The organism is Stenotrophomonas sp., assembly GCF_032099025.1.
Classification (GTDB): domain Bacteria; phylum Pseudomonadota; class Gammaproteobacteria; order Xanthomonadales; family Xanthomonadaceae; genus Stenotrophomonas.
Map to the genome: position 1 here is coordinate 1,548 of NZ_DAMCID010000035.1, position 11,064 is coordinate 12,611.

Below are 11,064 nucleotides of genomic sequence, written 5' to 3' on the forward strand. Positions count from 1 at the left end.
ACCCGCGACCTCCGGCGTGACAGGCCAGCATTCTAACCAGCTGAACTACCGCTCCGCACTTGAAACCTTTTTGCTGCCTTCCGCGACGATCTGGATCGTTGCAGAAAACAAGGCCCCCGATTGCTCAGGGGCCTCGTTGAAACTGGCGGAGCGGACGGGACTCGAACCCGCGACCTCCGGCGTGACAGGCCAGCATTCTAACCAGCTGAACTACCGCTCCACATTTCAAACGTTTACTGCGGTGCTGTGGTGGGTGCTGAGGGTTTCGAACCCCCGACCCTCTCCGTGTAAAGGAGACGCTCTACCGCTGAGCTAAGCACCCCAGCAAGCCGCTTAGTTTACGGCATCCTTCAGGGCTTTGCCAGCCTTGAACGCCGGATTGTTCGACGCATCGATCTTGATGGTGTCGCCGGTCTTCGGGTTACGGCCGGTGCGAGCTGCGCGCGCGCGGACCTGGAACGTACCGAAGCCCACCAGGGTCACTGCGTCGCCAGCCTTCAGGGCCTTGGTGATGGAAGCAATGACGGCGTCGACGGCGCGGTTCGCATCGGCCTTGGTCAGGTCGGCGGCTTCGGCAACGGCATCGATCAATTCGGTCTTATTCATTCTGTACAGCTCCTTTGGCGGGGATTCCGCATGTTCGACAGTGAAGCAACCGACCCACAACGTGGCCGGATGCCAGTGAAGTTCTCGATTCGCCCTCGTCAGTGATGAGCTGACTCGCGAGTGGTGCTTTTATACCAGCGCACCCCTACCCGCGCAAGCTGAAAAGCTAATAACGACGCGGGTTTCAGGCAGTTCTGCAACGCGCGTCAGTGCTTGACGCGCGCGTTGGAAGCTGTCTTGCCCTTGCTTCGCACTGTGACGCGCTGCCCATCCTTCTTGGGCTTCGGCGGGGTCAGCGGGGTCTCCAGGGCCAGGTCCAGCACCTCTTCGATCCACTTCACCGGCACGATCTTCAGATCACGCGTGACGTTGGCCGGAATGTCGGCCAGGTCCTTGCGGTTCTCCTCCGGGATGATCACCGTGGTGATGCCGCCGCGCAGTGCCGCCAGCAGCTTCTCCTTCAGCCCGCCGATCGCGGTGACGCGACCCCGCAGGGTGATCTCACCGGTCATGGCCACTTCGGCACGGATCGGCACCTTGGTCAGCATCGACACCAGCGACGTCACCATGGCGATACCGGCACTGGGGCCATCCTTCGGCGTGGCGCCATCGGGCACGTGCACGTGCACGTCGTGCTTCTGCAGGAACTCGGCATCGATGCCCAGGCGCTCTGCGCGCGAACGCACCACCGACAGGGCGGCCGACGCGGATTCCTTCATGACGTTGCCGAGCTGACCGGTGAGGATCAGCGCGCCCTTGCCCGGGACCAGGGTCGATTCGATCTGCAGCAGGTCGCCGCCCACCTCGGTCCAGGCCAGGCCGGTCACCAGGCCCACCTCGTTCTCTTCCTCGGCACGGCCGAAGTCGAAGCGGCGCACGCCCAGGTACTTGTCCAGGTTCTTGCCGTTGACCACCACCAGCGCCTTCTTCTTCGCACCGGCCTTCTTGCCGGCCTTGACCGGCTTGGCGGCGGCGGCGACCGGGCCAGCGAGCGCGATTTCCTTGACCACCTTGCGGCAGATCTTGGCGACTTCGCGCTCGAGGTTGCGCACGCCGGATTCGCGCGTGTAGTAGCGCACGATGTCCTGGATGGCGTCGGACTCGATCTCCAGCTCTTCCGGCTTCAGGCCGTTGGCCTTGATCTGCTTGGGCACCAGGTAACGCATGGCGATGTTGAGCTTCTCATCCTCGGTGTAGCCGGGGATGCGGATCACTTCCATGCGGTCCAGCAGCGGCCCGGGGATGTTGAGCGAGTTGGAGGTCGCCACGAACATCACTTCGGACAGGTCCAGGTCCACTTCGAGGTAGTGGTCGTTGAAGGCGTTGTTCTGCTCCGGGTCCAGTACTTCCAGCAGCGCCGAGGACGGGTCGCCGCGGAAGTCCATCGACATCTTGTCGATTTCATCGAGCACGAACAGCGCGTTCTTGCTGCCCACCTTGTTGAGGTTCTGCACGATGCGGCCCGGCATGGAACCCACGTAGGTGCGGCGATGGCCACGGATCTCGGCCTCGTCGCGCACGCCACCCAGGCTCATGCGCACGAACTTGCGGTTGGTGGCCTTGGCGATGGACTGCCCCAGCGAGGTCTTGCCCACGCCCGGCGGGCCGACCAGGCACAGGATCGGGCCCTTCATCTGCTTCACGCGCGACTGCACCGCGAGGTACTCCAGGATGCGGTCCTTGACCTTGTCCAGGCCGAAGTGGTCGGCGTCCAGGGTGTCCTGCGCGACCTTGAGGTCCTTGCGCACCTTGGTGCGCTTCTTCCACGGCACGCCCAGCAGCCAATCCAGGTAATTGCGCACCACGGCCGCTTCGGCCGACATCGGCGACATCTGCTTGAGCTTGTTCAGCTCGGCCTTGGCCTTGGTTTCCACCGGCTTGGGCATGCCCGCCTCGGCAATCTTGCGCGCCAGCTCGTCCAGCTCGCCCGGCGCGTCGTCCAGGTCACCCAGTTCTTTCTGGATGGCCTTCATCTGTTCGTTGAGGTAGTACTCGCGCTGGCTCTTTTCCATCTGCGACTTCACGCGGCCGCGGATGCGCTTTTCCATCTGCTGCACGTCGATCTCGCCGTCGACCAGGCCGACCAGCATTTCCAGGCGGTCGCCGATCTGCAGGGTTTCCAGCAGGCGCTGCTTGTCGGCCAGGCGCACGCTGATGTGCGCGGCGATGGTGTCGGCCAGGCGGGCCGGCTCATCGATGCCGGCCAGGGTCTGCAGCAGCTCCGGCGGCAGCTTGCGGTTGGTCTTGACGTACTGCTCGAACAGCGACATCAGCGAGCGAGCGATGGCCTCGATTTCGCGCGGCTCGCGCGACTCATCGGACTCGATCTCCTCGCCCACGCCATGCAGCGCGCCATCGCGTTCGGTGACCTGGGTGACATTGACCCGCGACAGGCCTTCCACCAGCACCTTGATGGTGCCGTCAGGCAGCTTGAGCAGCTGCAGGACCTGGGCCAGGGTGCCCACCTGGTAGAGGTCGGTGGCGGTCGGGTCGTCGGTCTCGGCCGACTTCTGCGCCAGCAGCAGGATCCGCTTGTCCGCCTCCATCGCCTGCTCCAGGGCATGCATGGACTTGTCGCGGCCGACGAACAACGGAATGACCATGTGCGGGAACACCACCACGTCACGCAGCGGCAGTACCGGCAGGTCGAGAGTCTCAGTTGGGGAACGGGCCATGTGGGCTCCAGTTGAGCAGTGGGGATGGCCTCCGGGCACGCACACCCGGATACAAAAAAGCCGATGGCCCCGTTATGGGGCCATCGGCGTCCAGATGCAAGATGCTCTGAAAAACTTCTATCAATTCAAACGCTTGAATCGATTATTCAGCGCCAGCCGCCTTCTGTTCAGGTGCCGGCGGGGTCTGGTAGATCAGGTACGGTTCGGACTTGTGTTCGATCACCGATTCGTCCACCACCACCTTGCTGACGTTCTCTGCCGACGGCAGGTCGTACATGGTGTCCAACAGCACCGATTCGACGATGGTACGCAGGCCACGGGCACCGGTCTTGCGCTTGAGCGCCTTGCGGGCAATGGCCGACAACGCGTCCGGGCGGAACTCCAGTTCCACGTGCTCCATCTCGAACAGCTTCTTGAACTGCTTGGTGATGGCGTTCTTCGGCTCGGTCAGGATCCGCACCAGGGCGGCCTCGTCCAACTCTTCCAGGGTCGCCACGACCGGCAGGCGGCCGACGAATTCCGGAATCAGGCCGAACTTGATCAGGTCTTCCGGCTCGACTTCGGCCAGCACCTTGCCCACTTCCTGCTTGCGCTCGGAACTCTTCACCTTGGCGCCGAAACCGATGCCGCCGGAATCGTTGGAACGCGCCTGGATCACCTTGTCCAGCCCGGCGAACGCGCCGCCGCAGATGAACAGGATGTTCTTGGTGTCCACCTGCAGGAATTCCTGCTGCGGATGCTTGCGGCCGCCCTGCGGCGGAACGCTGGCCACGGTGCCTTCGATCAGCTTCAGCAGGGCCTGCTGCACGCCTTCGCCGGACACGTCACGGGTGATCGACGGGTTCTCGCTCTTACGCGAGATCTTGTCGATTTCATCGATGTAGACGATGCCCTGCTGTGCCTTCTCGACGTCGTAGTCGCACTTCTGCAGCAGCTTCTGGATGATGTTTTCCACGTCCTCGCCCACGTAACCGGCTTCGGTCAGCGTGGTGGCATCGGCCATGGTGAACGGCACGTTGAGCAGGCGGGCCAGGGTTTCGGCCAGCAGCGTCTTGCCCGAGCCGGTCGGACCGACCAGCAGGATGTTCGACTTCGCCAGTTCGACTTCGTCGTTCTTCTGGCGGCTCTCGATGCGCTTGTAGTGGTTGTACACGGCCACGGCCAGCGTGCGCTTGGCCCGGTTCTGGCCAATCACGTACTGGTCCAGGACTTCGAGGATCTCGCGCGGCTTGGGCAGCGAACTGCGCGCCGACTGCGCCTTTTCCTCGAGTTCCTCACGGATGATGTCGTTGCACAGCTCCACGCACTCATCGCAGATGAATACGCTCGGCCCAGCAATCAGCTTGCGCACCTCGTGCTGGCTCTTTCCGCAGAAAGAGCAGTAGAGGATCTTGCCGGTGTCCGTGGAACGACCTTGGCGGTCTTCGCTCATGCTTCGCTTACCCAGTTACGCCACCCGCTGAACGGGGGTTCGATTCGAGAATAACACAGGGTCGGGAGGACACCAGTCCAGCCCGACCCTGCGGAAACAGGCCGGATTACCGGCCTGGCATCACCCTCAGGCCGGGGTGATCGACTCTTCCGGACGACGTTCCAGCACCTGGTCGACCAGACCGTAGGCCACCGCGTCGGCCGCGCTCTTGAAGTTGTCGCGCTCGGTGTCGCGCGCGATGGTCTCCAGCGACTGGCCGGTGTGCTTGGCCAGCACCTCGTTCAGGCGCGAACGCAGGGTCAGGATTTCACGGGCGTGGATGTCGATGTCCGTGGCCTGCCCCTGGTAGCCACCCAGCGGCTGATGGATCATGACGCGCGAGTTCGGCAGCGCATAACGCTTGCCGGCGGCGCCGGATGCCAGCAGCAGCGCGCCCATCGAGGCGGCCTGGCCGACGCAGATGGTGCTCACGTCCGGCTTGATGTACTGCATGGTGTCGTAGATCGCCATACCGGCGGTGACCACGCCACCGGGCGAGTTGATGTAGATGCTGATGTCCTTTTCCGGGTTGTCCGCTTCCAGGAACAGCAGCTGCGCCACCACCACGTTGGCCATGTGATCGTCGATCGGGCCCACGAGGAAGATCAGGCGCTCTTTCAACAGGCGCGAATAGATGTCATAGGCGCGCTCGCCGCGGCTGGTCTGTTCGACCACCATCGGCACCATGTTCAGGGCTGTGGTTCGGTTGTCCATTAGTGAGGCACCTATGTTGGGGGGAACAACCCCGCGCCGGGGCGCGGGGCAAAAAACGCGGGCCGCTTACTGGCGGATCGCGTCCTGGAACGACAGCTGTTCTTCGGTGTGCTGGGCGCGCTCGGCGATCCAGTCGATCACCTGCTCTTCCATCACGCGATTCTGCAGCCCACTCATCAGCTGGGGGTCGTTGCGGTACATCTCAATGACCTGCTCCGGCTCTTCGTAGGTGGAGGCGATCAAACGCATGGTTTCGTTCAGGCGCTTCGGGTCCAGGCGCAGGTCGTTCTTGCGGGCCACTTCACCGACCAGCAGGCCCACCAGCACGCGCTTGGCGGCGGCGTCCTTGAAGCCTTCGTGGGCGTCAGCCGGGATTTCGCCCGGGTTGCGGCCGCTGCGGCGGATCTGCTCGACCTGCTGGGCCAGCATGGCGCGGGCTTCGTTCTCGACCAGGCGCGGCGGCATTTCCACCGAGGCGTAGGCGGCGATCAGCTGCTCGCCCACTTCGCGGCGCAGGCGGTTCATCAGCGCACCCTTCAGCTCACGCTCGAGGTTGGCGCGGATGTCCTTGCGGAACTGCTCCAGATCGCCACCCTTCACGCCGAAGCTGGTGATGAACTCGGCATCGACGTCCGGCAGCACCGGCTCGGACACGTCCACCGCCTTGACGGTGACCTTGACCTGCTTGCCCGCCAGCGCCGGCACGCGCCAGTCGGCCGGGAATTCAACGTCCAGGGTCTTTTCCTCACCCTTGGCCAGGCCGACCAGGCCCTGTTCGATCTGCTCGAACATCATGCCCTGACCCACCACCACGCTGCCCTTTTCGGTGCCTTCAGCCGGCAGGCGCTCATCGCCCGCCTGCGACCAGGTTTCCAGCGCGACCAGGTCACCGTCCTTGGCGCCACGGGCAACCGGGCTCCAGCTGCGGCGCTGTTCGCGCAGGTTGGTGATCATCTGGTCGATGTCGCCGTCGTTGATCTCGGCGGCGTGGCGCACCACGGTCAGCGTGCTGACGTCGACGTCGCCGAAGTCCGGCACCAGCTCGACGGTTGCCACGAACGAGAATTCACCCTCATCACCCTTGTCGATGCGCGGCGCGCCAGCGATGCGCAGCTCGTGCTCGCGGATGGCGGCATCGAAGGTTTCGCGCAGCAGGCCGTCGACGGCTTCGCTGCGGACCTGCTGGCCGAAGCGCTGCTCGATCACCTTGGCCGGCACCTTGCCCGGACGGAAGCCCTTGATGCGCGCGGTACGGGCGATTTCGCCCAGACGGCCACTGATGTGGGTCTGCAGGCGGTCTTCCGGCAGCGAGAAGGTCAGGCGGCGTTCCAGATTGCCGGTGGATTCGATCGAAGCTTGCATGTTGACTCCTGCCACCGGTAGGCACGCCCCCGGCACGAATGGATGGATGAAACGGGTTGTAAGACGGCGGCGTCGTGGACGCGCATGCCTGCCGCAGCCCTGTAGTTTCGCCGATAACGGCCAGCGCCGCCAGCACGGGGCCGGGAGCGTCAATCCGGAGCCTGTTCAGGGGGCTGGCGAGCTGCTCTGGGGCGGCCCGAGGGCACCGTGCGAGCGCCCTGCCCCTTGCCGATGTGGGCATCCCGTGCGGCGCTGCGCTGCGCTCATCCCGATGGTTCACGCCGGCCCTGCGGGCCGATGCGTGGTGCGAAAGGGGGGACTCGAACCCCCACGCCTTGCGGCACTGGAACCTAAATCCAGGGCGTCTACCAATTCCGCCACTTTCGCGCTGGCGCGCATTATAGGGCGTTGACCGGCGTCTGCGTTCGCCTGGGCTTGGGTTTTCCGCCTCGTTCCGGGGCGCGGTTGATCTGGGCCGATCAACCGCGCAAGAAAAAAGCCACCCGGCGAACCGGATGGCTTTTTGTCTTGGTGGGCTGTCAAGGATTCGAACCTTGGACCTATTGATTAAGAGTCAACTGCTCTACCAACTGAGCTAACAGCCCGAAAATCGGGAGGCGAATTATGACGCAATGCCGCAGGGGGATGCAAGGGCTTTTGCAGACGTCGTTCAGGCGCGCTCGTAAGGACACACCATGCGTGACTGCGCTTCGCGCCAGGATCGTGAACGCCTGGCGGTCGACTTCGGTCGGGGCTAAACGCCGGTGGCATCGCCGGACCGGCACGCCATCGGCTTCGGGCGCTTGTGCCGCGCTGCGCGCGGTTGCCACGCGGGGCGTGGCACTACGAATTGTTACGTGCACAGGACGATTGGAAGCAAATGCGTAGAGCCACGCCCTGCGTGGCTGCGCGATGCCGGATCGCAGGCAAGAAAAAAGCCACCCGGCGAACCGGATGGCTTCTGTCTTGGTGGGCTGTCAAGGATTCGAACCTTGGACCTATTGATTAAGAGTCAACTGCTCTACCAACTGAGCTAACAGCCCTGAAAACTCAGGCGCATAGTGTAGCGTTTGCGCCTTTTTTTGCAACCCCGATTCACTTTCGATGAAACGGGTTCTTCAAATCAGTGGGGTGGCTGAGGGGATTCGAACCCCCGACCACCGGAATCACAATCCGGTACTCTAACCGACTGAGCTACAGCCACCACTGAAACCTGTTTATTCGCTTGAAACACCCTGACGCTTGCACCGGTGGTGCGCCCGACAGGAATCGAACCTGTAACCGCCGGCTTAGAAGGCCGGTGCTCTATCCAGTTGAGCTACGGGCGCCCTGACCGGATTGTCGCATTCCCATCCCGTTTTGAGCAGCGGGACTTGGTCGGGGTAGAGGGATTCGAACCCCCGACATCCTGCTCCCAAAGCAGGCGCGCTACCAGACTGCGCTATACCCCGGTGGTTTCATCCCTCGAGGTTCCCCCCGAAAGAGTCGGCTATTGTGGGAATTGGCGAGGCATCTGTCAACGGTTTTCACGGACTTTTTCACATTCGTGATCAAGGGCGTATAGAGCCGACGGGGTAGAGCCGACAGGTCTACCGGCCTGTTGCCTTACGCTATGCTTGATCCAGCGGCCGGATGGGCCGGAACCCTACCCTACAAGGAGATTGGCAATGCGCAGCGGCAATCCCGCACTTTCCGAGTCGACGTTCCTCGACCTGGCCAGCGGCTCGGTCGTAACGTCACCCGACCAGGTGATGACCATCAACGGCACGGTCAACAAGACCGGCATCCTGCTGTTGCTGACCGTGCTCACCGCCGCGTTCGCCTGGAGCCAGACCCTCGGCGCCGACGGCCAGATCGCGCCCGGCGCCATGATCTATGCCATCGGTGGTGCCATCGGCGGACTGGTCCTGGCGGTGGTGACGGTGTTCAAGAAGGAATGGTCGCCGGTGACCGCGCCGATGTACGCGCTGGTGGAAGGCTTCTTCCTGGGCGCCATCTCGGCCGTGTTCGAAGCACGCTTCCCGGGCATCGTGTTCCAGGCCGTGCTGCTCACCTTCGGCACCCTGTTCGCCCTGCTGGTGGCCTACCGCAGCGGCCTGATCAAGGTCACCGAGAACTTCAAGCTGGGCGTGGTCGCCGCTACCGGCGGCATCGCGCTGCTGTACCTGGCCTCGTTCGTGCTGAGCTTCTTCAACATCAACGTGCCGGTGATCCATGAAGCCAGCTGGCTGGGTATTGCCTTCAGCCTGTTCGTGGTGGTGGTGGCCGCACTGAACCTGGTGCTGGATTTCGACTTCATCGAAAACGGCGCCGCCGCGCGCGCACCGAAGTACATGGAGTGGTACGGCGCGTTCGGCCTGATGGTCACGCTGGTGTGGCTGTATGTGGAGTTCCTGCGGTTGCTGTCCAAGCTGCAGTCGCGCTGATTCGCGCTGCCGGCCGATGGCCGGCTGCGCTTCGGCACGTGTCACCAGGCGCCGGCCAGCGGCCGGCACTACGCTCCACGGAAACGCAACATCAAAAAAGGGCACCCGATGGGTGCCCTTTTTCGTTGGGTGAGGCAGCCGACTAACAGTCGGCTCTACACAGTCGGCTCTACCCAGTCGCTCCGCGGAGCCGTTACAGGCGGCTGGCGATGGCCTGGGCGAAGCCCATGGTGTTGCCGGTGCCGCCGAGGTCGCCGGTCAGCGAGTCCTTGGCTTCCAGGGTGGCGACGATGGCCTTGCGCAGGCGCTCGGCGTTCTCGGTCTGGCCAACGTGGTCGAGCATCTGCGCGGCGGCCAGCAGCAGCGCGCACGGATTGGCCTTGCCCTGGCCAGCGATGTCCGGCGCGGTGCCGTGCACGGCTTCGAAGATCGCCGCGTCCACACCGATATTGGCGCCCGGGGCCAGGCCCAGGCCGCCGACGAGGCCGGCGCACAGGTCGGAGATGATGTCGCCGAACAGGTTGGTGGTGACGATGATGTCGAACTGTTCCGGACGCATCACCAGCTGCATGCAGCAGTTGTCGACGATCATTTCCTGGAACTCGATGTCCGGGTACTTGGCCGCCACTTCGCGGGCCACGGCCAGGAACAGGCCCGAGGTCGACTTGATGATGTTGGCCTTGTGCACCGCGGTGACCTTCTTGCGGCCGGTGCTGCGGGCCAGCTCGAAGGCGTAACGCACGATGCGCTCGGAGCCCTTGCGGGTGATCCGGGTGCCGGAGAACGCGGTTTCGCCATCGGCCGAGACTTCCTGGCCTTCGGCCAGGTACGCGCCTTCGGTGTTCTCACGGACGGTGATCAGGTCCACGCCGTCGCCGAAACGCGACTTGGTGTTCGGGAAGGACACCGCCGGACGCACGTTGGCGTACAGGTCGAAGTGGCGACGCAGGCTGACGTTGATCGAGGTGAAGCCACCACCGACCGGCGTGGTCAGCGGGCTCTTCAGCGCGATCTTGTTGCGTGCGATCGATTCCAGCGTGGCGGCCGGCATCAGGTCGCCGTGCTTCTCCAGCGCGACCAGGCCCGCGTCGGCGTCTTCGTATTCAAAGCCGGTGTCCAGCTTGCCGAGCACGAACAGCGTAGCGTCCATGATCTCCGGGCCGATGCCGTCACCGCGGATGACCGTGATTTTCTGCGTCATTTGATCTGTTTCCGAACCTAGGGGGAGCGCCGTCCGTGAAGGAGCGCAAAGCGCGGGCGCAAGGGAAGTTTCGGATGCAATTATGCCTTACCCGGCGGGGTGACCCCAAGTTGGCCATTGGTCTCACGCCGGGCAAGGCAGAATTGCGCTGGCGCGCCCCCTTCCACAAGAAGGGGGCTTCCCTTCAGACCGATCAAGGGAGCCGCCTGCAAAACCGTTTGTTAATGCTCGTGAACGGCCGGGGCGGCAGCGCCCCCTTCCAGCTGGTCCAGGAAGTCCACGGCGCGGCGCAGGTGCGGGATGACGATGGAACCGCCAACCACCAGGCCGACCGAGAAGGTCTCGAAGAACTCCTCACGGGTCACGCCGGCGTCCTTGCACTGGGCGACGTGGTAGCTGATGCAGTCGTCGCAGCGCAGCACCATCGAAGCGACCAGGCCCAGCAGCTCCTTGGTCTTCACATCCAGCGCGCCGGCCTGGTAGGTCTGGGTGTCCAGCGCGAAGAAGCGCCGCACCACCTGGTTGGGCTCGCCCAGGATGCGCTGGTTCATGCGCTGGCGGAATTCGGTGAACTCGGCGATGCGGTCCTTGCTGCCGTCGTCGGAAGCG

General features: G+C 63.8%; 8 protein-coding genes and 9 tRNA genes (1 of these 17 cut by a window edge). 1 reads left to right on the top strand and 16 read right to left on the bottom strand.

The genetic code is table 11. From position 1 onward, the window contains the following. From RT456_RS17615 to RT456_RS17680, 14 genes are all read right to left on the bottom strand, one after another. Positions 1-55, bottom strand: a tRNA-Asp gene (locus tag RT456_RS17615); it reaches 122 nt to the left of the window's first position. A gap of 88 nt (positions 56-143) precedes the next feature. Further along, a tRNA-Asp gene (locus RT456_RS17620) sits at positions 144-220 on the bottom strand. Positions 221-247: 27 nt separating this feature from the next. After that, positions 248-322: transfer RNA gene (locus RT456_RS17625), tRNA-Val, on the bottom strand. A gap of 11 nt (positions 323-333) precedes the next feature. Beyond that, positions 334-606 (bottom strand): HU family DNA-binding protein, encoded by a 273-nt coding sequence (locus tag RT456_RS17630; protein ID WP_313348507.1) that lies wholly within the window; start codon positions 604-606, stop codon positions 334-336. A gap of 206 nt (positions 607-812) precedes the next feature. Further along, entirely contained in the window at positions 813-3,281 is a 2,469-nt protein-coding gene (gene lon, locus RT456_RS17635) for an endopeptidase La (protein WP_313348509.1), read from the bottom strand. Between the two features lie 142 nt (positions 3,282-3,423). Further along, positions 3,424-4,713: an ATP-dependent Clp protease ATP-binding subunit ClpX gene (gene clpX / locus RT456_RS17640; protein WP_313348511.1), complete on the bottom strand. Its 1,290-nt coding sequence runs from the start codon at positions 4,711-4,713 to the stop codon at positions 3,424-3,426. Between the two features lie 126 nt (positions 4,714-4,839). Continuing rightward, positions 4,840-5,466 carry an ATP-dependent Clp endopeptidase proteolytic subunit ClpP gene (gene clpP / locus RT456_RS17645; protein ID WP_313348512.1) on the bottom strand — a complete coding sequence of 209 codons (627 nt, stop codon included), beginning with the start codon at positions 5,464-5,466 and terminating at the stop codon, positions 4,840-4,842. A gap of 66 nt (positions 5,467-5,532) precedes the next feature. Continuing rightward, positions 5,533-6,828 (bottom strand): trigger factor, encoded by a 1,296-nt coding sequence (tig, locus tag RT456_RS17650; protein ID WP_313348514.1) that lies wholly within the window; start codon positions 6,826-6,828, stop codon positions 5,533-5,535. 302 nt (positions 6,829-7,130) lie between these two features. Further along, a tRNA-Leu gene (locus tag RT456_RS17655) sits at positions 7,131-7,215 on the bottom strand. A 142-nt stretch (positions 7,216-7,357) separates the two neighbouring features. Further along, a tRNA-Lys gene (locus tag RT456_RS17660) sits at positions 7,358-7,433 on the bottom strand. Positions 7,434-7,795: 362 nt separating this feature from the next. Then, positions 7,796-7,871, bottom strand: a tRNA-Lys gene (locus tag RT456_RS17665). An 84-nt stretch (positions 7,872-7,955) separates the two neighbouring features. Next, a tRNA-His gene (locus RT456_RS17670) sits at positions 7,956-8,032 on the bottom strand. Positions 8,033-8,079: 47 nt separating this feature from the next. After that, a tRNA-Arg gene (locus RT456_RS17675) sits at positions 8,080-8,156 on the bottom strand. Between the two features lie 46 nt (positions 8,157-8,202). After that, positions 8,203-8,279, bottom strand: a tRNA-Pro gene (locus RT456_RS17680). A gap of 216 nt (positions 8,280-8,495) precedes the next feature. Here RT456_RS17680 and RT456_RS17685 point away from each other — a divergent pair. After that, on the top strand, positions 8,496-9,254 hold the full coding sequence (locus tag RT456_RS17685) for a Bax inhibitor-1/YccA family protein (RefSeq protein WP_313348516.1): 759 nt from the start codon (positions 8,496-8,498) through the stop codon (positions 9,252-9,254). Positions 9,255-9,447: 193 nt separating this feature from the next. Here the strand turns inward: RT456_RS17685 and RT456_RS17690 are convergent, their stop codons facing one another. Beyond that, on the bottom strand, positions 9,448-10,455 hold the full coding sequence (locus RT456_RS17690) for an isocitrate dehydrogenase (protein ID WP_313348518.1): 1,008 nt from the start codon (positions 10,453-10,455) through the stop codon (positions 9,448-9,450). A 221-nt stretch (positions 10,456-10,676) separates the two neighbouring features. Beyond that, positions 10,677-11,064, bottom strand: a 388-nt coding sequence (locus RT456_RS17695; protein WP_313348520.1) for a carboxymuconolactone decarboxylase family protein, incomplete at its 5' end; no start/stop codon positions are given.

What these genes read in the sequence shown, in the direction of transcription:
- RT456_RS17630 (WP_313348507.1), bottom strand. Translation starts at nt 606, where the DNA reads ATGAATAAGACCGAATTGATCGATGCCGTTGCCGAAGCCGCCGACCTG.
- lon (WP_313348509.1), bottom strand. Translation starts at nt 3,281, where the DNA reads ATGGCCCGTTCCCCAACTGAGACTCTCGACCTGCCGGTACTGCCGCTG.
- clpX (WP_313348511.1), bottom strand. Translation starts at nt 4,713, where the DNA reads ATGAGCGAAGACCGCCAAGGTCGTTCCACGGACACCGGCAAGATCCTC.
- clpP (WP_313348512.1), bottom strand. Translation starts at nt 5,466, where the DNA reads ATGGACAACCGAACCACAGCCCTGAACATGGTGCCGATGGTGGTCGAA.
- tig (WP_313348514.1), bottom strand. Translation starts at nt 6,828, where the DNA reads ATGCAAGCTTCGATCGAATCCACCGGCAATCTGGAACGCCGCCTGACC.
- RT456_RS17685 (WP_313348516.1), top strand. Translation starts at nt 8,496, where the DNA reads ATGCGCAGCGGCAATCCCGCACTTTCCGAGTCGACGTTCCTCGACCTG.
- RT456_RS17690 (WP_313348518.1), bottom strand. Translation starts at nt 10,455, where the DNA reads ATGACGCAGAAAATCACGGTCATCCGCGGTGACGGCATCGGCCCGGAG.